The organism is Streptomyces sp. NPDC054794 (assembly GCF_053611585.1).
Map to the genome: position 1 here is coordinate 40,972 of NZ_JBSHAQ010000008.1, position 21,655 is coordinate 62,626.

General features: G+C 72.2%; 20 protein-coding genes and 2 pseudogenes. 10 read left to right on the forward strand and 12 right to left on the reverse strand.

Annotated features, from left to right (window positions below):
• Positions 1-136 precede the first annotated feature (136 nt).
• Positions 137-1,387, forward strand: a complete 1,251-nt coding sequence (locus ACWGKT_RS10485) for a hypothetical protein (RefSeq protein WP_453273256.1) — start codon at positions 137-139, stop codon at positions 1,385-1,387.
• A gap of 96 nt (positions 1,388-1,483) precedes the next feature.
• Positions 1,484-1,636, forward strand: a complete 153-nt coding sequence (locus tag ACWGKT_RS10490) for a hypothetical protein (protein WP_453273257.1) — start codon at positions 1,484-1,486, stop codon at positions 1,634-1,636.
• A gap of 118 nt (positions 1,637-1,754) precedes the next feature.
• Here ACWGKT_RS10490 and ACWGKT_RS10495 read toward each other — a convergent pair whose 3' ends face one another.
• The 3 genes from ACWGKT_RS10495 to ACWGKT_RS10505 are packed head-to-tail and all read right to left on the reverse strand — an operon-like array spanning position 1,755 to position 4,695.
• Entirely contained in the window at positions 1,755-2,705 is a 951-nt protein-coding gene (locus tag ACWGKT_RS10495) for a 3-oxoacyl-ACP reductase (protein ID WP_453273397.1), read from the reverse strand.
• Positions 2,706-2,728: 23 nt separating this feature from the next.
• Entirely contained in the window at positions 2,729-3,805 is a 1,077-nt protein-coding gene (locus ACWGKT_RS10500; RefSeq protein WP_453273258.1) for a Zn-dependent alcohol dehydrogenase, read from the reverse strand.
• 32 nt (positions 3,806-3,837) lie between these two features.
• Positions 3,838-4,695: a MaoC/PaaZ C-terminal domain-containing protein gene (locus tag ACWGKT_RS10505; protein ID WP_453273259.1), complete on the reverse strand. Its 858-nt coding sequence runs from the start codon at positions 4,693-4,695 to the stop codon at positions 3,838-3,840.
• 286 nt (positions 4,696-4,981) lie between these two features.
• On the opposite strand from ACWGKT_RS10505, the pseudogene ACWGKT_RS10510 reads away from it, so the two are divergent.
• The 3 genes and pseudogenes from ACWGKT_RS10510 to ACWGKT_RS10520 form a co-directional block, all read left to right on the forward strand.
• Positions 4,982-5,546 (forward strand): annotated as a pseudogene (locus tag ACWGKT_RS10510) (ATP-binding cassette domain-containing protein); the annotation flags it as partial.
• A 118-nt stretch (positions 5,547-5,664) separates the two neighbouring features.
• Complete coding sequence (locus ACWGKT_RS10515; protein ID WP_453273398.1) at positions 5,665-6,933, forward strand: sensor histidine kinase; 1,269 nt, start codon at positions 5,665-5,667, stop codon at positions 6,931-6,933.
• A 263-nt stretch (positions 6,934-7,196) separates the two neighbouring features.
• The gene (locus ACWGKT_RS10520; RefSeq protein ID WP_453273399.1) at positions 7,197-7,829 is read left to right on the forward strand and encodes a response regulator; all 633 of its coding nucleotides are present in this window, start codon (positions 7,197-7,199) and stop codon (positions 7,827-7,829) included.
• 28 nt (positions 7,830-7,857) lie between these two features.
• Here ACWGKT_RS10520 and ACWGKT_RS10525 read toward each other — a convergent pair whose 3' ends face one another.
• The 4 genes from ACWGKT_RS10525 to ACWGKT_RS10540 form a co-directional block, all read right to left on the reverse strand.
• Positions 7,858-8,655: a hypothetical protein gene (locus ACWGKT_RS10525; protein ID WP_453273260.1), complete on the reverse strand. Its 798-nt coding sequence runs from the start codon at positions 8,653-8,655 to the stop codon at positions 7,858-7,860.
• Positions 8,656-8,684: 29 nt separating this feature from the next.
• A complete protein-coding gene (locus tag ACWGKT_RS10530; protein ID WP_453273261.1) occupies positions 8,685-9,224 on the reverse strand; it encodes a SigE family RNA polymerase sigma factor in 540 nt (179 codons plus the stop codon).
• A gap of 131 nt (positions 9,225-9,355) precedes the next feature.
• Entirely contained in the window at positions 9,356-10,006 is a 651-nt protein-coding gene (locus ACWGKT_RS10535) for a class I SAM-dependent methyltransferase (RefSeq protein WP_356141618.1), read from the reverse strand.
• A gap of 193 nt (positions 10,007-10,199) precedes the next feature.
• Entirely contained in the window at positions 10,200-11,942 is a 1,743-nt protein-coding gene (locus tag ACWGKT_RS10540; RefSeq protein ID WP_453273262.1) for an MFS transporter, read from the reverse strand.
• 191 nt (positions 11,943-12,133) lie between these two features.
• Between ACWGKT_RS10540 and ACWGKT_RS10545 the strand changes: the two genes are divergently transcribed.
• From ACWGKT_RS10545 to ACWGKT_RS10560, 4 genes are all read left to right on the forward strand, one after another.
• Positions 12,134-13,321 (forward strand): lipid-transfer protein, encoded by a 1,188-nt coding sequence (locus ACWGKT_RS10545; RefSeq protein WP_453273263.1) that lies wholly within the window; start codon positions 12,134-12,136, stop codon positions 13,319-13,321.
• Positions 13,322-13,508: 187 nt separating this feature from the next.
• Positions 13,509-14,477: an N-acetylmuramoyl-L-alanine amidase gene (locus ACWGKT_RS10550; protein WP_453273264.1), complete on the forward strand. Its 969-nt coding sequence runs from the start codon at positions 13,509-13,511 to the stop codon at positions 14,475-14,477.
• A gap of 191 nt (positions 14,478-14,668) precedes the next feature.
• Positions 14,669-15,430 (forward strand): hypothetical protein, encoded by a 762-nt coding sequence (locus tag ACWGKT_RS10555; RefSeq protein WP_453273265.1) that lies wholly within the window; start codon positions 14,669-14,671, stop codon positions 15,428-15,430.
• A gap of 112 nt (positions 15,431-15,542) precedes the next feature.
• On the forward strand, positions 15,543-16,553 hold the full coding sequence (locus ACWGKT_RS10560; RefSeq protein ID WP_453273266.1) for an LLM class F420-dependent oxidoreductase: 1,011 nt from the start codon (positions 15,543-15,545) through the stop codon (positions 16,551-16,553).
• A gap of 122 nt (positions 16,554-16,675) precedes the next feature.
• Here ACWGKT_RS10560 and ACWGKT_RS10565 read toward each other — a convergent pair.
• A pseudogene (locus ACWGKT_RS10565) lies at positions 16,676-17,047 on the reverse strand (transposase); the annotation flags it as partial.
• Positions 17,048-17,052: 5 nt separating this feature from the next.
• Complete coding sequence (locus ACWGKT_RS10570) at positions 17,053-17,616, reverse strand: hypothetical protein (protein WP_453273267.1); 564 nt, start codon at positions 17,614-17,616, stop codon at positions 17,053-17,055.
• Between the two features lie 140 nt (positions 17,617-17,756).
• Between ACWGKT_RS10570 and ACWGKT_RS10575 the strand changes: the two genes are divergently transcribed.
• On the forward strand, positions 17,757-18,050 hold the full coding sequence (locus ACWGKT_RS10575; protein WP_235458519.1) for a hypothetical protein: 294 nt from the start codon (positions 17,757-17,759) through the stop codon (positions 18,048-18,050).
• Between the two features lie 328 nt (positions 18,051-18,378).
• Here the strand turns inward: ACWGKT_RS10575 and ACWGKT_RS10580 are convergent, their stop codons facing one another.
• From ACWGKT_RS10580 to ACWGKT_RS10590, 3 genes are read right to left on the reverse strand one after another with little or no spacing between them, the layout of a single operon-like run.
• A complete protein-coding gene (locus ACWGKT_RS10580) occupies positions 18,379-19,461 on the reverse strand; it encodes a prenyltransferase/squalene oxidase repeat-containing protein (RefSeq protein ID WP_453273268.1) in 1,083 nt (360 codons plus the stop codon).
• Complete coding sequence (locus ACWGKT_RS10585) at positions 19,458-20,210, reverse strand: class I SAM-dependent methyltransferase (RefSeq protein WP_356141601.1); 753 nt, start codon at positions 20,208-20,210, stop codon at positions 19,458-19,460. Before ACWGKT_RS10585 ends, ACWGKT_RS10580 begins: the two co-directional genes overlap by 4 nt.
• Positions 20,204-21,583 carry a glycosyltransferase family 4 protein gene (locus ACWGKT_RS10590; RefSeq protein ID WP_453273269.1) on the reverse strand — a complete coding sequence of 460 codons (1,380 nt, stop codon included), beginning with the start codon at positions 21,581-21,583 and terminating at the stop codon, positions 20,204-20,206. Before ACWGKT_RS10590 ends, ACWGKT_RS10585 begins: the two co-directional genes overlap by 7 nt.
• Between the last annotated feature and the right edge of the window lie 72 nt (positions 21,584-21,655).

Sequence of the window (21,655 nt, forward strand, 5' to 3'; positions counted from 1 at the left end):
GAGCCCCGGGCAGCACATCCGCCCCCGTTTCCTCAGGCGAACCGCTGCCCGGCCATCCTTATGTGTGAAGCGGCAGCTAGCCGGTCCCACGTCTGTGCGTGCGAAAACTAGCTTCGTCGCCGGAGGTGACCGAACCATGACGGCCTGTGCGTCCCCCAAGCTCTCGACTTCGCTCGAACAGGGGGTACCCCCATTCCCCTCGGCTGCCGAGAGGAACGACGAGCCGCCGGCGGCGGGCTGCGCCATCACCGCGGACGGCGCCTACGCCGCCCGCCTCGCGGTGGACGGCGGCTCCTGGTTCCCGGAGCGCTGGACACTGGACGGCCCCGAGCCGTACGCCGTGCCGCTGCCCGGCCACCAGCCGGAGGAGCCCGGCACCGAGGTGCAGCCCATGCGTGACGGGCGGGTCCTGATCCATCGGCTGGTGGCGCGGCGGCACGTGTTCTCGCTGCTCTACCCGACCGGCCCCGGCACCGGCGAGCTGCCGCTGGGCGCGGTGGAGTGCCCCGACGCCGGCACCCGGCTCGGGCTGCTCCCGCCGGCGCCGGGCGGCATGCGGGCGTACGCCCTCGCGGCCGGGCCCCGCTCGACGACGGTGTGGCTGGTGGCGGGCGGCGCGTTCGGGCCGGAGCGGCTGGCCGAGATCCCGGGGCGCTGCTCGGGCGGGGTCTGGCTGGACCGGGCGGGGCGGATGCTCGCCGTGGACCGGGAGATCGGCGGGCGCACCAAGGCGGTCGTGCTGGACCTGGAGCGGGGCGGGGAGGTGTCCCCTCTGCTGGAGATCGCGCCCGGCAGCGACGACCGGCTGCTGCTCGCCGACCCGGACAGCGGGCTGATCCTCATCGGGTCGGACGCGGCCTCCCCCGGGCAGGAACGATTGGGCTGGGGCGTTCTGGGCAGCACGCTGCCGGTGCGCTTCCCGGAGTGCCTGCGGATGGCGGAGTGCACGGTGGCCCCGTTCGCGATCCAGCCGGGGCAGGTGCTGACGCCGGAGAACTGCGCGGTGGCGCTGCGCGTCGACGGGCCGCTGGGCCACTGGGTCGCGGTGTGGCGGCCTGCCGAGCGGCGGGTGCACCACTACCCGGCGCCGCGGGGATGGCTGGCCGGGGCGGGGCTGTGGACCGCGGACGGGGTGCTGCGGCTGCCGTACGCCACCGAGGACGTCCCCTGCGGCGTGCTGGAGTTGGCGGCGCCCGCGAGGACCGGGGGATCGGGGGAGACGGGGGGCCAGGGGGACTCGGGCCCGGAGGATCCGGTCCGGAACGGCCCGGCTGTCATGGAGCGGGACACGCCCGGACAGCCGGCGGAACCGGATCCTCCGGAACCGGTCGTGGCGCGTCCGGTACCTCTGCAACAGGCCCCGCTCGGACGTCTTGTAACGAACTAGTGGCGGTTGGCGTGCCTGCCTGGATTCGGCCCGTGGTGTGCCGGTTACACTCGCCCGGCTGTACGAAAGATGATGTTGACGGGGTGAATTCTTCCGATGAACGACGCGAGTACGTCCGAGCAGCTGTCCGCCGACCTTCAGGAGACCGCCGGCCACGGTAAGCACCGCGGCCCGGTGTCCGGTCAGGACAGCGAAACGGTCCCGCACGGCCGGCACCGCAAGGCGGAGCCGGCCGAGTCGGCGGCCTGAGGATACGCAGTGTGGGGGCCCATCGACCGATGGGCCCCCTTCGTATGTCGCCCGCGAATCAGCGGCGTTCGTCGCGCATCAGCGGCGTTCGTCGCCCATCACTGGCGCTCCTCGCACGTCAGCGGTGTTCGTCCCCGCGCTTGAGCCCGAGCACCTCCGCCGCCGCGAAGGTCTCCCCCGGCGGCCGGTCCGCGTAGTGCGGGGTGAGCAGCGCGTCCAGTTCGTCGTACGTAAATGTGTCCTGCTTGCTGTCGAACTTCGCCTGGACGCGCGGTCGTTCGACGATCGCGACCATGCCGCCGTGCACGACGAGCAGCTGACCGTTGAGCTGTGCGGCGGCGGGTGAGGCCAGGTAGCCGACGAGCGGGGCGACGTGCTCGGGGGCGAGCGGGTCGAGGCCCTCGGCGGGTTTGTGCAGCCCGGCGAAGACGTCCTCGGTCATCCGGGTCCGGGCGCGCGGGCAGATGGCGTTGGCCGTCACGCCGTACCGGCCGAGCGCGAGGGCCGTGGAGGTGGTCAGGCCGACGATTCCGCCCTTGGCGGCCGCGTAGTTGGGCTGGCCCGCCGAACCGGCCAGGAACGCCTCCGAGGAGGTGTTCACGATCCGCCCGTAGACCGGTCCCCCGGCCGCCTTGGACCGCTCGCGCCAGTACGCGGCCGCGAAGTGGGTGGTGTTGAAGTGGCCCTTGAGATGGACCCGGATCACCGAGTCCCACTCGTCCTCGGTCATCGAGAAGACCATGCGGTCGCGCAGGATGCCCGCGTTGTTGACCAGGACGTCCAGCTTCCCGAACTCACCGATCGCCAGCTGGACCAGTTCCCTGGCCCGCTCGAAGTCGGCGACGTCGCCGGTGTGGGCGAGCGCCCGGCCGCCCGCGGCGCGGATCTCGGCGGCGACCTCCTCGGCGGGGCCGGCGGAGGCCTCGCCCGAGCCGTCCCGGCCGGGCTGCCCGTAGTCGTTGACGACGACGGCCGCGCCGAGCCGGGCGAGCTCCAGCGCCTCGGCCCGGCCCAGCCCGCGGCCCGCGCCCGTGACGATCGCGGTGAGGCCTTCGAGTGGCAGTGACATACCGGTCGACATGCGACTCCCCGTCAGATCTCTATGCACGTACGCAGGGCCGTCCCGGTACGCATCTGGTCCAGCGCCTCGTTGATCTCGGCGAGCGGCACCCGGTGCGTGATCAGGCCCTCCAGGTCGACGCGGCCCGCCCGCCACAGGGCGATGGTCCGCTCGTAGGAGCGCAGGACGTCGCCGCCGCCGTACATCGAGGGCAGGATCCGCTTCTCGTCGAAGAACAGCTCGAACATGTTGAGCTGGAGGTAGTCGTCCATGGCGCCCGCGCCGACCACGACGAGGGTGCCGCCGCGCCGGGTGTTCTCGTACGCCGTGCGGGCGGTGGCGGAGCGGCCGACGACCTCGAAGACGTAGTCGAAGCCCTCGCCGGCGGTGACCTGCTGCTTGGCGTCGGCCAGTTCCTCCGGCGAGACGGCCTTCGTGGCACCGAACCGCAGCGCCGACTCGCGCCGGGAGGCGACGGGGTCGACGGCGACGATCTCGGCGGCGCCCTTCAGCCGCGCTCCCTGGATCGCGGAGATGCCGACGCCCCCGCAGCCGATGACGGCGACCGACGAACCGGCCTCCACGTCCGCGGTGTTGAGGGCGGCGCCGAGTCCGGTCGTCACCCCGCAGCCGATGAGCGCGGCGATGTCGAAGGGCACGTCGTCGGGGATCAGCACGGCGCAGCCCGCGTCGACGACGACCTCCTCGGCGAAGGTGCCGGTGCCCGCGAAGCCGAACATGTCGCCGCCCGCGCGCTTGAAGTTGGGCACGCCCGCGTTCATGAACCCGACCAGGCACAGTTCGGTCTGGCCGCGCTTGCAGGCGGGACAGGCGCCGCAGGCCGGCAGCCAGCACACCACGACCCGGTCGCCGGGCTTGAGGTGGGTGACGTTCTCGCCGACTTCGAGGATCTCGCCCGCGCCCTCGTGCCCAGGCACGAACGGCGCCGGCTGCGGCAGCACCCCGCTCATCGCCGACAGGTCCGAGTGACAGAGCCCGGTGGCCCGCACCCGGACCCGCACCTTGCCGGGGCCGAAGCCCACCGCCTCGACGTCGTCGAGGACCTCCAGCTTGTCCTGGCCGATCTCGTGCAGTACGGCTGCGCGCATGGTGCGGCTCCCCTCGGAGTGCTTGCGTGGGCTCAGGAGTGTTCGACGACGGTGTCGGCGAGGACGGGCGCGTCGTCCCGCTCGGCCGCGCTCACGGCGACCCGTACCGCATCCGCCCCGCGCCACATGCGGATGCGCAGGGTCTCGCCCGGGTACACCACTCCGGCGAAGCGCGTGGCGTAGGAGCGGACCCGGGTCACATCGCCGTCGAGCAGCGTGTCGACGACCGCCTTGAGCGTCATGCCGTAGGTGCACAGCCCGTGCAGGATGGGCCGGTCGAACCCGGCGAGCTTGGCGAACTCGGGGTCGGCGTGCAGCGGGTTGTAGTCGCCGGAGAGGCGGTAGAGCAGGGCCTGGTCCTCGCGGATCGGCCGCTCGACGATCCGGTCGGGCTCGCCGGCCGGGGGTTCCAGCCGGGTGGCGGGGCCGCGATCGCCGCCCCAGCCCCCTTCCCCTCGTACGAAGATCTGGGCGTCGTTGGTCCACAACGGGCCGTCGGCGTCCGCGACTTCGGTGCGCATGACGAGCACGGCGGCCTTGCCCTTGTCGTGGACGGCGGCGATCCGGCCGGTGGCGGTCGCGGTGCCCTCGACAGGGATGGGCCGGTGCAGGGTCAGCGCCTGGCCGCCGTGCAGCACACGGGCGAGGTCGACGTCGACGCCGGGCATGGACAGGCCGCTGATCACGCCGGGCGATCCGGAGCCGGCGACGGTGGCGAAGCTCGGCAGGACGTGCAGCCGGGACTCCAGGGTGTAGCGGAGCTCGTCGGGGTCGGTGGCGGGGCGGCCGGCGCCGATGCCGAGGTGGTAGAGCTGGACGTCCTTGCGGTCCCAGGTGATCTCGCCGGAACGGGGTTCGGCGGCGAGGGCCTTGGCTGCGTCGATGGGCATACGGCTCCTGACACTGGCGGCTGACACGAACTGCTGACGCGGGCGGCTTACGGCGACGGGGGCTTCAAGACCCCGGCACGGCCGTCCGCACCGTCGGCCGCACCGAGGTCGTCGCGGGCCGACCTAGAACGCGTTCCAGTCCGGCGCCCCTTTGTATAGCCCAGCGCCCTTCAGTTGTGAAGCCTCCTGACGAGGTGTCAGCTCGGTGTGCCGTGACATTTGTCCTGCCCGAGTCCGTACATGCGCCTCTGCCGTGCGGGGGGTGCGGATTCCTAGCGTCGTAGGCATGACATCGACATCCCCCGCCGTGTCCTTCACGGCAGCGGCCAAGGCGCACGGCTCCGTGCGCGCCGTCGACGGCGACGACCTGCGGATCGCGCGCGGCGAGACGGTCGCCCTGCTCGGCCTCCCCCAAGCTCTCGGCTTCGCTCGAGCAGGGAGGTGCCCCCATCGGCGCCGGCAAGTCCACCGCGATCGCGCTGCTGCTCGGCCTGCACCGGCCCGACGCCGGCACGGTCGAGCTCTTCGGCGCCGTCCCGGAGCGGTCCGTGCGCGCGGGCCGGGTGGGCGCCATGCTCCAGGAGGCACGCGCGGTGCCCCGGGTCACGGTCGGGGAGCTGCTCACCTTCGTCGCCTCCCGCTACCCGGCCCCGATGCCCGTGCCCCGGGCGCTGGAACTGGCCGGGATCGCGGAGCTGGCGGGTCGACGGGTGGATCGGCTGTCGGGCGGGCAGGTCCAGCGGGTGCGGTTCGCGGTGGCGCTGGCCGGGGACCCCTCCCTCCTCATGCTGGACGAGCCGACCGCCGCCCTGGACGTCGAGGCCCGGCACGCCTTCTGGGACACGCCCCGGCACCCGGCGCCGTCCTCGTCCTGACGTCCTGGGTGCTGGTGTTCTGTTCGTACGCTGTGCTGTCGTACCGCCGTAGGGCGGGGAACAGCTGATCGGGGGATCTCGGGTGAACAACGACATGTCGTGGTGGCGGGGGATACGGTGCCAGGTGGCCGCCTGGCAGGCCGCGCGGGCGGACTGGAAGGCGGACATGGAACGCTTCCGGGCCGCGCAGAAGGCCGCCCGGAAGGACGGGCGGACGCATGAGCACCCGGGCCCGCCGCCCACCGGTTTCGCCCTGCTGCCGTGGCTCCTCATGGGACTGGGCTCCTTCTCCAATCTCTTCCAGGGCAAGACCCCCAACCCGTGGATCGGCGGCCTGGGCCTGCTCGCCTTCAACTCGCTGTACATCTATGTGACGTTCCGCGCCTTCGACCGGGAGAAGCGCGAGGCGACGTCCACCCGGGTGGCACTGCTGCTGATGGGCCTGCTGACCACGGGCCTGGCCCTCGGGTACGGCGGCAGCTGGCTGCTGTTCTTCCCCCTGCTGGGCCTCGCGGCGGGCGCCACCCTGCGCGGGCCGTGGCTGGGCCGGACGGGCATCCTGCTGGCCGCGTTCGCCGGCACCGTCTCCGGCTTCCGCGACGGGTGGGACGCGGTGAACATCGCCTACGGAACCTTCCTGTCGAGCATGGTGACCGCCGCGATCCTGGGGCTCAGCGAAGCCGTACGGGAACTGCGCGCCGCCCGTGAGGAACTGGCCCGGCGCGCGGTGGAGAAGGAGCGTCTGCGCTTCTCCCGCGATCTGCACGACCTGCTCGGCCACACCCTGTCGGTGATCGTGGTGAAGTCGGAGGCGGCCCGGCGTCTCGCCGCGCGCGACATGGACGCGGCGCTGTCGCAGATCAGCGACATCGAGTCGGTCGGCAGACAGGCACTGACCGAGATCCGCGAGGCGGTGACCGGCTACCGGGAGGGCAGCCTGGCCACCGAGCTGACCCGGGCCCGCTCGGCCCTGTCCGCGGCGAGCGTGGAGCCGGTGGTCAGGCAGTCCGGTACCCCGCTCACCCCGCAGACGGAGGCCCTGCTGGGCTGGGTGGTGCGCGAGGCGGTCACCAACGTCGTCCGGCACAGCGACGCCGGCCGCTGCGAGATCACCGTCGAGAGCAGCCCGGAGCGGGCCCGGCTGACGGTCACGGACGACGGCACCGGCGCGGCGGCCGCCGAACCCCGGGAGGGCATCGGCGGCACCGGCCTCAAGGGCCTGACCGAGCGCCTCGCGGCGGCGGGCGGCTCCCTGCGGGCCGGCCCGTCATCGCGCGGCGGCTTCACGGTGACCGCCGAACTCCCCACGGAACCGGCGGAGCTGTCGGCGGTCGGGGCGGCTATGGCACCCAGAGCGAGCTGACGGCCCGGCTGACGTCGTCGCTCCACGATGCACACGAACGGTGCGGTGGGCACCGGTTGAGCCGGTCGGCTGGGGCCGGCGGACGGAATCCGGTGTGACGGCCCCTTCTTCGGATGACGTGCGGTTCGGGCTCACCATGGGAGGCGGCGGCGAACGGGTGTGGCTCGGCCGACAACCTCGTGCCGATCCGCGGACCCTGTGGCGGAGCCTGCCGCCGCTCCGAGTCGGCCGGCCGGCCGTAGCCTGTGTCAATGGCTGACGAGATGCCCGCGGACCACCGACCAGTAGCCTCTGTCAGAGTTCTCCTCGCCGAGGACCAGGGCATGATGCGCGGCGCCCTGGCCCTGTTGCTCGGCTTGGAGGACGACATCGAGGTGGTCGCCCAGGTCGCCACCGGCGACGCGATCGTCGACGCCACGCTCCTGCACCGGCCCGACGTGGCCCTGCTGGACATCGAACTGCCGGGCATGAGCGGCCTGGACGCGGCGGCCGCGTTGCGCGAACAGGCGCCCGACTGCCGGGTGCTGATCCTGACCACCTTCGGCCGGCCCGGCTATCTGCGCCGGGCCATGGAGGCCGGGGCCACCGGATTCCTGGTCAAGGACGGGCCGGTGGAGGAACTGGCCGAGGCGATCCGGCGCGTGCTCACCGGGGAGACGGTGGTCGACCCGGCGCTGGCCGCCGCCGCGCTGAGTGCCGGGCCCAGTCCGCTCACCGCCCGCGAGTGCGACGTGCTGAAGGCGTCGGTGGACGGCGCGACCGTCGCCGACATCGCCGGCAGGCTGCATCTGTCCGAGTCGACGGTCCGCAACTACCTGTCCTCCGCGATCGGCAAGACGGGCACCCGCAACCGGGCGGAGGCGGTACGGGAGGCCCGGCAGCAGGGGTGGCTGTGAGCGGCGCCTCCCGCTGCGGGCGCTCGCGCTACTTTGTCACCTCCGCCGTCTGGTAGGTCGTGCCCTCCGGTGCCTCGCACACGAACCAGTTCGCCGCCGGGTACCCCTCGGCCGGCACGATCGCGGGGGCCGGAATGTTGTGGGTGTACGTCACCGGGCCCGTCCTGGCGACGGACGTCGTGCCGTTCTTCCAGTAGCAGGTGACCTCCCGCGCCGTCTTGGCGACCGCTCCGACCACCAGCCGGTCCCCGGCGGGACCGTCGCCGGCCTTGTCCAGAGGGAGGGACCCGGACTCCAGATCCGTGCCCGACATTCGGTCCAGCTTCTCCACCGAGTCGAACAGGATCTGCTGAGGGCGGTCGGAGTCGTACTTCATGGTCACGAAGTACGAGATCTTGCCGACCACTTCGGCGGGCTTGTCGACCGCCGGGTGCAACCCCCACTCGTTCATCATGGAAAGCTGCTGATTCGCCTCCCCCACGTCCCGCGGCGCGCCCCACACCTGGATGTTGACGTACCAGGGCTTGCCCTTGTGCGTGCCCCGCGACAGCTCGGTCATCTGCGGTTCGTACACGTGCCGCGCCTCCGGGGAGGACGGCGGGTTCGCCACGTTCGTCCGCCGGTCCCCGTGTCCGTCGCCGGGCAGGCCCGTCACCGCCAGGGCGCCCGTCGACCCGGCCAGCACCAGCGTCGTGGCCGCCGCCACCGCCCAGCGCCGCGCCCTGCGGCGCCGTCCGCCGCGCATGACCGCCTGCACCGGGGCTATTCCGATCTCGACCTCGTCCGCGGCGTCCGCGAGGAGGAAGGCGATGTCCGTCCGTGTCATGTCGTGGTTCCTCTCCCGGTCCGCGCTCATCACTTCCGCCCTCCCTGCGTCACCGTCTCGGCCAGTCCCGGTATGGCGCGGAGTTTCGCGATCCCCTTGGCCGCGTTGCTCTTGACCGTGCCCACCGAACAGCCCATCGCCTCGGCCGCCTGAGTCTCCGTCAGGTCCTCCCAGTACCGCAGGACCACCGCCTCCCGCTGCCGCGCGGGCAGTTGGGCGAGGGCCTTCAGCAGGGCGCTGCGGTCGTCGACCTGGGACATGCGGTCGCCCGTGTCCGCGACCTCGCGCACCAGGCCGGAGTCGTCCTTGGGCGCCAGGAACTCCTTGAGCCTGCGGCGGTGTTTGCGTGCGTGCGCGTTGATCATCACGCGCCGTACGTAGGCCTCCGGGTCGTCCGCCGAGCCGACCCTGCGCCAGGCCACATAGACCTGTTCGAGGGTCGACTGGACCAGATCCTCGGCGGCGTGCTGCTCCCCCGTGAGGAGAAATGCCGTACGCATCAGCCGCGGCCAACGGCCGACGACAAAGCTCTGGAACTCCTCGTCCCGAGCCTTCTTCCGATCCCCCATGGGCACCTCCTAGATGTACAAAGGAGTCCACGAGCCCCCCGGATCGTTGCCTCGCTTCGCGGAGGCGTGCGCCTTTCTTTCGTACGCCTGGAAGCCCGCCGTGGACGCCCGGCCCGGAGGCCTCGAACGCCCTAGATTCCGGCCCCCGTGCGCCGCAGCACCCGCAGCGAGCCGGTCGCCGAGACCTCCGTGAAGGCGCCGGACTCCAGCGCGCGCAGATAGACGCGGTACGGGGCCTGGCCGGTGAACTCGTCCTCCGGGTCGGGGAACACGTCGTGGATGACGAGCAGGCCGCCCTCGGCGACGTGCGGCGCCCAGCCCTCGTAGTCGGCGGTGGCGTGCTCGTCGGTGTGGCCGCCGTCGACGAAGACCAGCCCCAGCGGCGTCCCCCAGATCGCGGCGATCTGCGGCGAGCGGCCGACCAGCGCCACCACGTGCTCCTCCAGACCCGCCCGGTGCAGGGTGCGGCGGAACGTCGGCAGCGTGTCCATCAGACCGATCTCGGGGTCGACCGTCTCGGGGTCGTGGTAGTCCCAGCCCGGCTGCTGCTCCTCGCTGCCCCGGTGGTGGTCGACGGTGAGCGCGGTGACCCCGGACTCGCGGGCCGCGTCCGCGAACAGGATCGTCGAGCGTCCGCAGTACGTCCCGACCTCAAGCAGCGGCAGCCCCAGCCGGCCCGCCTCCACGGCGGCCGCGTACAGCGCGAGCCCCTCGTCCACGGGCATGAACCCCTTCGCGGCCTCGAACGCGGCCAGGATCTCGGGCTTGGGTGCCGCGGGCATGGGGGTCCTCTCGGTCGTACGACTGTCCGGGCGCCCATGCTGCCGCACCCCCCGTCGGCTGATGACAGGGGGTGCGGGCAGCGCCACAAGGGGGCGCGGGGCTATGTCGATATGCGGCTCCGCCGTGCGAGCGCGACCAGCCACGACGGCGCCGCGGCCGCCGGACGGCACATCGCGGCACCCCCGCGGGGCGCTACGCGCTGACAGTCTCCCCCGGCAACGAAAGATCCAGGTCGACCGCGCGCTCCTCACCGGGATGCGTGGCGGAAGAGGCAAGCGGACCGTGCCCCGAGGCCCGTGCGGCCAGCACATACGCACCCTGGGCCGGAACGGCGACCGCATAGCTGCCGTCCTCGGCGGAGACGGTCGCGCCCGCCTGGCGGCCCCGGCGGTCGATCAGGGTGACCTTGGCGCGGGCGACCGGGGCGCCGTCGGCGTCCAGGACGCGGCCGCGGAATCCCCGCAGCACCTCCTCGGCGTGCTCGATACCCGCCTCCTCCTCGCTGCTGGCGCGCAGCTGGGTGTGCTGGGCCGGGCGGTTCGGCTTCGGCAGGAACAGGGCCAGCAGCAGGCCGACCGCGACCGCGGCCGTCGCGATGAGGAAGGAGAGACGGAAGCCGTGCATGGTCGGTATCGCCACGCCGCCCACGTGGTGCGCCGTGTTGGCGAGCACCATGCCGATGACGGCGCTGGAGACGGACGTACCGATCGACCGCATCAGGGTGTTGAGGCCGTTGGCCGCGCCGGTCTCGGAGGCCGGGACCGCGCCGACGATCAGTGCGGGCAGGGAGGAGTAGGCGAGGCCGATGCCCGCGCCCAGGACGACCGAGATGACCAGGCTCTGCCAGGCGGCGCTCATCAGGCCGAGGCCGGCGCCGTAGCCGATCCCGATGATCAGCATGCCGAGGATCAGGGTGACCTTGGGGCCGTACTTCGCCGACAGGCGGGCGTAGACGGGCGCCGTGAACATCATGGTCAGGCCGAGCGGCGCGACGAGCAGACCGGCGACGACCATCGACTGGCCGAGGCCGTACCCGGTGGCCTTCGGCAGCTGGAGCAGCTGGGGCAGGACGAGCGAGACGACGTAGAAGCTGACGCCGACCATGATCGAGGCGAGGTTGGTGAGGAGCACCTCGCGGCGGGCGGTGGTGCGCAGGTCGACCAGCGGGGCCTTGGTGCGCAGTTCGAAGACGCCCCACAGGAGCAGGACGGCGACGGACGCGGCGAACAGGCCGAGCGTGGTGCCGGAGGACCAGCCCCAGTCGCTGCCCTTGGTGATCGGCAGGAGCAGCAGGACCAGGCCGGTGGACAGGCCCAGCGCGCCCAGCACGTCGAACGAGCCCTCGGCGCGCATCGGGGATTCCGGCACGATGAGCAGGGTGAGGACGATGGAGAGCACGCCGAGGCCGGCGGCGCCGTAGAAGAGGGCGTGCCAGTCGGCGTGCTGTGCGACCAGGGCGGCGAGCGGCAGCGCGAGGCCGCCGCCGACGCCGATCGAGGAGCTCATCAGGGCCATCGCCGAGCCGAGCTTCTCGCGCGGCAGCATGTCGCGCATCAGACCGATGCCCAGCGGGATCGCGCCCATGGCGAAGCCCTGGAGGGTGCGGCCCGCGATCATCGTGAGCAGCTGGCTGGTGAGGGCACTGATCAGGGCGCCGACCACCATCACGGCGAGGCTGAGGATCAGCATGCGCCGCTTGCCGTACAGGTCGCCGAGGCGGCCCATGATCGGGGTGGCGACGGCACCCGAGAGAAGGGTCGAGGTCAGGACCCAGGTGGCGTTGCTCGGCTCGGTGTCCAGCAGTTGCGGCAGGTCCTTGATGACCGGGACGAGCAGGGTCTGCATCACCGCGACCACGATGCCCGCGAAGGCCAGCACCGGGACCAGGGCCCCGCTCGCTCTCCGGGTGGGCTGGTCGGTCGTCGTGTGCGTCATTGAGTGAGGCCTCCGGGCCGGAAGAGTGGGGTGCGCCGGTGATCGCGCGGGATACGTGCATGATCAACCTCGTATGCACGGGCAACTATTCCGTTGCTTCGAGCCTCTAACGAATTCTTGACCTTCCTGTGACGATCCGACCTTCCGCCAAGGGATGGTCTCTACGTAGAACGTGTTCTACTCTGCGCCCCATGAAGGCCTACGTCGCCGGGGTCGGGATGACCAGGTTCGAGAAGCCCGAGACCCGAGAATGGCAGTACTGGGACATGGTGCGGGAGGCGGGTGGCGCCGCCCTCACCGACGCGGGAGTCTCGTACGCCGATGTGGAACAGGTTCCCGTCGGCTACTGCTTCCAGCCCTCCACGGCCGGCCAGCGAGCCGCGTACGAGCTCGGCTTGACCGGCGTGCCCGTCTACAACGTCAACAACAACTGCGCGACCGGCGCCACCGCGCTGATGCTCGCGCGCCAGCTCGTCGAGGGCGGGGCGGCCGACTGCGTCCTCGCGCTGGGCTTCGAGAAGATGAAGAAGGGCGCGCTCGGCGGCGGCGCCGACGGCGGCGACTTCTCCACCTCCCCCGTCGCCCGGCACTACGGGATCATGGCGGCCCGGCACGGCTTCGAGATGACCCCGCCGACCGCCCAGATCTTCGGCGACGCGGCGCGCGAGCACATGGAGCGCCACGGCACGACCGAGGCGCAGCTCGCCGCCGTGGCCGCCAAGAACCACCGGCACTCCGCGCACAACCCGAACGCCCAGTTCCGGGACGTGTACGAGGTCGACGACATCCTCGCGGCGCGCACGGTCCACCACCCGCTGACGAAGCTCCAGTGCTCGCCGACCTCGGACGGCGCGGCGGCGGCCGTGGTGGTGTCGGAGCGGTTCGCCGAGCGGCGCGGCCTGCGGGGCCTCGTCGAGCTCGTCGCCCAGGCGATGACCACGGACACCGAGGAGTCCTTCGCGTCGGGCTCCTGCATCGACGTCGTCGGACAGCCCATGTCGCGGGAGGCGGCCCGGCAGGTGTACGAGCGGGCCGGCCTCGGCATCGAGGAAGTGGACGTCGTCGAGCTGCACGACTGCTTCTCGGTCAACGAACTGCTCACCTACGAGGCCCTCGGCATGTGCGAGCCGGGTGAGTCGGGGAAGCTCGTCGAGTCCGGGGCGACCACGTACGGCGGCCGGTGGGTGGTGAACCCGTCCGGCGGCCTCATCTCCAAGGGACACCCGCTCGGCGCCACGGGCCTCGCCCAGGTCGCCGAGCTGGTGTGGCAGCTGCGGGGCGAGGCGGGACAACGGCAGGTGGCGGGCGCGCGGGTGGGCCTCGCGCACAACATCGGGCTGGGCGGAGCGGCGGTCGTGACGCTGGTACGGGCGGTGTAGGCGGCCGTCGTCGCACGGGTCCCGGAGGGCTCGGGCCACGAGGGGCCGGGCGAGGTCGTCGGCGGCGGGGCGCACCCGGCCGTGCTCACGCTCGCGGGGTCGCCGACCTCGGGCAGCCGCTGACGCGTCACCCGTTGGACGGCGCTGGACGAGCTGTGCCCCGAGGACGGCCGCTAGGGTGGCAGGCGTGTCGTACGTAGGCCCGGACTTCGATCCTCCGCACCCGCGCCGCCCCCGCCGGGCGCCGCTGACCGTCGCGCTCGCCGCGCTGGTCCCCGGTGCGCTGCTCGGCTGGCTCGTGTACGAGGCGGTGGGCGACCCCGGCGGCTCGGACTCCTCCGGCAAGCCGCACGCCTCCGGCTCGGCGTCGACCTCGGCGTCCGCCGCGCCCGCCTCGGCCTCGCCCCGGTCCGCGTCCCCCAGCGACGACGCCAAGAAGCCGGGTTCCCCCCGCACGTCCTCCCGCCCGGCCGCCTCCGGCCCGCTCAAGGGCAAGGTCGTCGTGATCGACCCGGGGCACAACCCCGGCAACTTCCAGCACACGGCGGAGATCAACCGCCAGGTGGACATCGGCACGAACCGCAAGGAGTGCGACACCACCGGGACGTCCACCAACTCCGGTTACACGGAGGCCCGGTTCTCGCTGGACCTGGCGCACCGGCTGCGTACGCTCCTGGAAGAGCAGGGCGCCACGGTCAAGGTGACCCACGACGGGGACAGCCCGCCCTGGGGGCCGTGCGTCGACGAGCGCGCCCGGATCGGGAACGTCGCCCGGGCCGACGCGGCCATCTCCCTGCACGCCGACGGCGCCGCCGAGGGCGAGCGCGGCTTCCACGTCATCCTCCCGGAGTCCGTGCACGCGGGCGCCGCCGACACCCGCCCCATCGTCGCCTCCTCCCGCGATCTGGGCGAACGCGTCGCGGGCAGCTTCGTGCGCGTCACGGGCGACGCGCCCTCCAACTACGTCGGCGACGGTACCGGTCTCGTCACGCGTAAGGACCTTGGCGGTCTCAATCTGTCAACGGTTCCCAAGGTGTTCATCGAGTGCGGCAACATGCGCGATAGCAAGGACTCGGCACTGCTCACCAGCGGCGCCTGGCGACAGAGGGCGGCGCAAGGGATCTCTGAGGGAATCGTGAGTTTCCTGCGCGGGTAGGGATCGGCGGGCTGATCCGGGCGGACACCGTGATCGTGCAGACGATAGTGTCATCCGTACGATGAGGGGCCACCCCCGCGCTTCACACCGGGGCCTGACGGCGACAGGGTGACAGCGACGCCTCTACCGCTGACGAGACGACCTACGAAGGACCTGAAGTGAATATCCGCTCCCTCACTCGAGGCGACGGCGTGGTGATCGGAGCAGCGGTGTTGCTCTTCATCTCGTCGTTCCTCGCCGAATACTCCGTGTCGTACTCCGGTTTTTCGAACAGCCGGAACGCGTGGGAAGACCTCGGGACCGGCCTGGGCACGTACATGGGGGCCGTCATCGGAGCCGCGCTGATCGTTCTCAACCGCACTCTGCCGCAGCAGCGCAAGGTGCTCGGCCTGGACCTCGGTATGGTCGGCACCGGCTTCGCGATCCTGTCCGCCTGGACCCTGTTCTGGACGCTGGTGGACGTTCCCGACAACGTGGACGCCGGCGTCGGCCTCATCCTCGGCCTCCTCGCCGCTCTCGCCATCGCCGGCGGGGCCATCGCCAGCCCCTTGGTCCCCGCCCTCCAGGCCGCCCTGCTCCCCGCCCCCAAGCCGGCCGCGCCCCAGCCCTACGGCGCCCAGCCGCAGGGTGGGTACGGCTACCCGGGCGCCCAAGCCCCGCAGCAGCAGCCGCCGTTCGGTGGTCAGCCGCAGCAGGGGCAGCCGTTCGGTCAGCAGCCGCAGCAGCAGCCGGGCGCCGCGCCGCAGCCTGCCGGGGACTTCTCGCCGTTCTGGTTCGCCGTTCCGGCACCCCGGCCGCTGTTCGCGGAGGACGGCTCGCCGTCGCCGATCGCCGAACTGGCGCCGGGTACCTGGTACTTGGCGGTCGAGCAGCGCGGCGCGCAGCTGATCGCGCAGACCCAGGACGGCCGCCGCGGCGTACTGCAGGACACCTCCGGGATCCAGCGCGGCTGACCCTCCCGACGGTGGCACGCGGCCCCTCGCCCTTCCGGGTGGGGGGCCGTTGTCGTACAGTCGCCTCCCGATGATTCTGACGCACCGTCAGGAAGGTAGGAGGGGAGTCGGCATGCGGCTCGGTCTCGCACTCGGCTATTGGGGCCGGGGCCCCTCCGCGGAGCACGTGCCGCTGGCGCGGGAGGCGGAGCGGCTCGGGTACGACTCCGTGTGGACGGCCGAGTCCTGGGGCTCCGACGTGTTCACCCCGCTCACCTGGATCGCCGCCCAGACCTCAAGGATCAAGCTGGGTACGGCGGTTGCGCAGATGGCGGCGCGTTCGCCGACGACCACCGCGATGCACGCGCTCACCCTGGACCATCTGTCCGGCGGGCGCGTGCTGCTCGGCCTCGGGCTGTCCGGGCCGCAGGTGGTGGAGGGCTGGTACGGCCGCCCGTTCCCGAAGTCGCCGCTGACCGCGACCCGGGAGTACGTCGACGTCGTACGGCAGGTGCTGCGCCGCGAGGCGCCGGTGGCCCTGGACGGCCGCTTCCATCCCCTCCCCCACCGAGGGCCGGACGGCACCGGGTTGGGCAAGCCGCTCAAGCCCATCACCCATCCCCTGCGCGCGGACCTGCCCGTCCTCCTGGGCGCCGAGGGGCCGAAGAACGTCGCCCAGACCATCCGCATCGCGGACGGCTGGCTGCCGCTGTACTGGGCGCCGGGCCGCCCCGAGATCTACGGGCCGGCCGTGTCCGACCTGCCCGAGGGCTTCCGCGTCGCCGCCCTGGCCCAGGTCAGGGTGTGCGACGACGTCGCCGCGGGGCTCCTGCCCGTCAAGGCCATGCTCGGCTTCTACATCGGCGGGATGGGCCACGCGGCCCGCAACTTCCACGCCGACCTGATGGCACGCATGGGGTACGAGGAGGAGGCGCGCCGGATCCAGGAGCTGTTCCTGTCGGGTCGGCGCGAGGAGGCGGTGCTGGCCGTCCCGGACGCCTTCGCCGACGAGATCTCCCTGGTCGGCCCGCGCGCCCGCATCGCCGAACGGCTGGAGGCATGGCGCAGGGGCCCGGTGACGGACCTGCTGGCCCTGTCCCCGGACCCCCATACACTGCGGGTCCTCGCGGACCTCAACGCATGAATGTCGTGATTCTCCGAACCGCCAGGCAGCCTAAGAGGGTGTCTCACGTGGCAAGTTTCGCGAGCTTCTTGCAGCAGGTCAGGGCGGCGGCCAAGCCGAGGAAGGCGAGAAGTGCGAGCCTTTCGTTCGTATCGGACGGTGAGGCGGCGGTAGTTGAAGAGCCAGGCGATGGACCGTTCGATCTTCCAGCGGTGCCGACCGAGGCGTTCGCCGGACTCGATGCCTGGCCGCGCGATGCGCGCGACGAGCCCGCGCTCGCGCAGCCAGGCCAGGTGTTCGGCGGAGAAGTACGCCTTGTCCGCGCGGAGTTTGACGGGTCGGCGCCGCCGTGGTCCCCGGCGGGACCGAACGGCGGGTATGCCGCGGATGAGCGGCTTGAGGGCGAGGCCGTCGTGCATGTTCGCGCCGGACACGGCGACGGCGAGCGGGATGCCCTGGGCATCGGACAGCACGTGCAGCGTGCCGCCCTGATTTTCTGCCGGCGCCTCAACCACGCTTTTCAGCCAGCGAGTTGGGAAGCCGACGGCACCTGGTCCTTGACCTCGGCGCCGGCGCTCTTACCGGCGTCCTTCACCTGGTTGATGATGTCGCCGAAGGTACCGGCCACGGCGTCGGTGGAGTCGCCCGAACGCAGCTTGTCGGGCAGGCCCTTGAGGGAATCGATGCCGGCGCCGATCGGGGCGAGGGCCTTCGACAGGAGCGGGTCGCCCTCGGCGTTCTTCTTGGCGGCCTTGAGGCGGTTGTAGGCGAAGGTGCCGGCGAGACCGGCCTTGATCAGGGAGAGCTTGCGGCCCTTGGCGCCCTTCTTGAACTTGCCCGCCTTCCAGGGCTTCACGATCCACTGGTAGGTCGCCCCGGCGGCGAGACCGGCGTTCGCCACGAAGCGGGCCTTGGCGAACTTCTGCCGCTCCGCGGACGTGGTGGGGCTCGGAGTGTCGGCGGCGACCACGACAGGCCCCGTGCCCTGCGTGGTGGCCTCGCCCTTCCCGCAGGCGGTGGAACCGGCGAGCAGGGCACAGCTCAGCGTGAGCGCCACGAAGAGGCGCCGTATCGGTACGGGCACGAAATCCTCCGGGATGTCCTCCCCGAGCGGCTGTCTCTCCCGGCAGCCTCACCCGGCCCGGTCCACTGCGCCACCGGGGGAACCCAGTCGGGGGACCCCCTGGGGGGTTTCACCGCGGGCCGAGCGGCAACCCGAAGGGTATGTCCCCTCGATATCGCAACGGTGCGCATCAGGCCGGCACGGTCGTCGCGGTCGTCGCCGACGTCATGGCCTTCATCCTGGCCCTGTGGATCCTCATGTACCTACTGGACGCCAACCGCGCCAACGACCTGGTGCGTTTCGTCCACGGCTCCGCCGCGTGGCTCGCCGGCTGGTCCCACGACCTCTTCACCTTCGACGAGGCCTGGGCCCGCGTAGTCGCCGGCTACGGCCTCGCCGCGGTCGTCTACCTCTTCATCGGCCACGCGGTCGCCAACCGGATCCACCGGCACTGAGCCAAGCCGGCCGCCAACGCCGCCGCCCGGCCGCCCGGTTGACCCCACGACCCCGGCGGCGCGGGACCCCCGCGGAACACCTACACCTCCAACGACGCCTCAGCCGATGTAGCGGCCGTAGTGGCCGACCACGGCCTCGCCGCCGTCACCCGCTCGGCCCGGCGGCCCACGGCCCCGGGGGAGCGGGGGCCGCTGACCCAGCGCCTTCTACAAGGCCTCGGCCGCGTGGTCGCCGGCGACGGCCCCGCCGCCGTCGTCCACCTCTTCATCGGCCACGCCGTCGCCAACGGGATCAACCGGCACCAGGCAGCCACCGGAGCCACTGGTACTAGGGCTGTTGCTGGGTGCAGCAGTCCGGGGCCAGGCCGGTGGGGAGGTGTTCGGCTCCGAAGATGGCGCATGTGGCCTCGTGGCCGCCGAGGGCGGCGACCGCGAGGAGGAGGGAACCCGCTGTCCAGGTGGTGAGTTCGCGCGGCCAGACGGTGTCCTCGTCGAAGACGTAGCCCGTCCAGTAGAGGCCGGTCTCGGGGTCGCGCAGGTGCTGGATGGACTGGAGGATCTCCAGGGCGCGGTCGGACTCGCCGATCGCCCAGAGGGCCAGGGCGAGTTCGGAGGACTCGCCGCCCGTCACCCACGGGTTCGGGACCACGCAGCGCACGCCCAGGTCGGGGACGACGAAGCGGTTCCAGTCCCGGTCGATGCGGGACTTGGCCTCGGCGCCCGTCAGGGCTCCGCCCAGGACCGGGTAGTACCAGTCCATCGAGTAGCGGTCCTTGTCCAGGAAGCGCTCCGGGTGCCGGCGTATCGCGTGCCCCAGCGCACCCAGCGCCAACTCCCAGTCCGGCTGCGGCTCTTCCCGCTGCTCGGCGATGGCCAGCGCGCAGCGCAGCGCGTGGTGGATCGACGAACTGCCCGTGAGCAGCGCGTCCGCCGTGGGCGTCCCGTCGTCCTCGCGCCGCCAGCCGATCTGCCCGCCCGGCTGCTGCAGCCGCAGCACCCATTCCGTCGCCGCGTAGACCGAGGGCCACATGCGGTCCAGGAACGTGTCGTCACCGGTGGACAGATAGTGGTGCCACACGCCCACCGCGATGTACGCGACGAAGTTCGACTCGCGGGCCCGGTCCGTGACGTCGTCGTGCGCGCCGTCCGCGTAGGCCGCGTACCAGGAGCCGTCCTCGTTCTGGTGCTCCGCCAGCCAGGTGTACGCCCGCTCCGCGGCCTCGTGCTCGCCCGCCGCGTCCAGGGCCATGGCCGCCTCGGTGTGGTCCCACGGGTCCAGGTGATGACCGCGGAACCACGGGATGGCGCCGTCCTCCCGCTGCACGGCGAGGATGCCGCGCACGGTGGCGGCAGCCTGCTCCGCGGTGAGGACCCCGGGCAGGACGAGGTGTTCTGTCCGGGGGGTGGTCACTTGGCGGCCGCCTCGGACGCCTCGGCCAGCCGGGGCAGGTGCGGCTTCGTCGCGTACGCCACGAAGCTCTTGCCGATCAGCGGGTTCAGCGCCTGCTCGGCGACCCGGGTGGCCAGCGGCTTCTTCATGATGTCCCAGACCAGCAGCTTGTGGTACGCCCGCACTGGCAGCGCCTTGTCGTTGTCCACGCCGAACGCGCACTTGAGCCACCAGTACGGGGAGTGCAGCGCGTGCGCGTGGTGGGTGCCGTACGGGCGCAGGCCGGCCTCGCGGATCTTGGCCAGCAGTTCGTCCGCCTTGTAGATGCGGATGTGGCCGCCCTCGACCTCGTGGTACGCGTCGGACAGCGTCCAGCACACCTTCTCGGGGCCGTAGCGCGGGACGGTGATGGCGATGCGGCCGCCGGGCTTCAACACCCGGACCATCTCGGCCAGTACGCCCTTGTCGTCCGGGATGTGCTCCATGACCTCGGAGATGATGACGACGTCGAAGGACTCGTCCGGGAAAGGCAGCGCGAGGGCGTCACCCTCCATCGCGGTGGCGGTGGCGCCGGCCGGGGCCTCGCCCGCCTCCTTCATCGCCGCGAACCACTTGGCGACCTCGCGGATCTCCTCGCCGTTCTGGTCGAGCGCCACGACCTGGGCGCCGCGCCGGTAGCACTCGAACGCGTGCCGGCCGGCACCGCAGCCGAGGTCCAGTACGCGGTCGCCCGGGGCGAGCGGGAACCGGGAGAAGTCGACGGTCAGCACGTGGCCCTGCTTTCGGAATAGACACCAGTTGCGGCGGTGGTCGTGCCGCTGCTCGCGCGCGGTCGGGAGCGGCCGATGGCCTCGCGGTACCGGGCCACCGTGCCCTCGGCGGCGCGGGCCCAGGTGAACCGCTCCAGCACCCGCTCGCGCCCCGCGGCGCCGAGCCGCGCACGCAACTCCGGGTCCCCCAGCAGCCGGCTCAGCCCGGCGGCCAGTGCCCCCGCGTCGCCCGGCGGTACGGCGAGGCAGGTCTCCCCGTCACGGCCGGCGACCTCGGGGATCGCGCCGCCGGTGGTGGCGACCAGCGGCGTGCCGGTGGCCATGGCCTCGGCGGCCGGCAGGGAGAAGCCCTCGTACAGGGACGGCACGCAGGCGACCTCCGCCGAGCGGACCAGGTCGACCAGTTCGGCGTCCGAGATGCCCTTCACGAAGTCGACGGCGCCCTCCAGGCCGTACCGTTCGACGGCCTGGGCGACCGGCCCCTCCTGCGGGCGCTTGCCGACGACGACCAGGTGGGCGTCGGGGTGCTCGGTGCGCACCTTGGCCAGCGCCTCGACGAGGAAGACCAGCCCCTTGAGCGGCACGTCGGCGCTGGAGGTGGTGACGATCCGGCCCGGCACGACGGGCACCGCCGGATTCGGCGAGAAGAGGTCGGTGTCGGCGCCGATGTGGACGACGTGGATGCGGTCGTCCCGCACGCCCAGGTGGTCGACGATCTCCTGGCGGGAGGTGCCGGAGACGGTGAGGACGGAGGGCAGGCGGCGCGCGACGCGCTTCTGCATGCGGGTGAAGGCGTACCAGCGGCGCACGGAGTAGCGGCGCTGCCAGCCCTCGGCCGCGTCCAGCTCCAGCCGACGGTCCACCGTGATGGGGTGGTGGATGGTGGTGACCAGGGGGGCGCCGATGTCGCCCAACAGGCCGTAGCCGAGCGTCTGGTTGTCGTGGACGACGTCGAACTCGCCGCGGCGGGCACGCAGATGGCGGCGGGCACGCAGCGAGAAGGTCAGCGGCTCGGGGAACCCACCGGTCCACATGGTGCCGACTTCGAGGGCGTCGATCCAGTCCCGGTACTCGTCGCGGCCCGGCGTGCGGAAGGGGTCGGGATGGCGGTAGAGGTCGAGGCTGGGCAGCTCGGTCAGGGTGAGCCGGCCGGCGTGGCCCCGGTCCTCGTCGAGCACGGGGTAGGGCTGGGAGCCGATGACCTCGACGCGGTGACCGAGGCGGGCCAGCTCGCGCGACAGGTGCCGTACGTAGACGCCCTGGCCGCCGCAGAACGGGTTCCCTTTATAGGTGAGAAGCGCGATGTCGAGCGGTCGCTCGCCGTCGGCTGCGGGTTCCTCCCCGGCGCCCGCGGCCCTGGCCTCAGCGGTCACTCCGGGCCCCCTTCTCCCTGCACTGTCCCGCGAGACTACGCCGGGACGCTAATCTAGAACAAGTTTCAGACT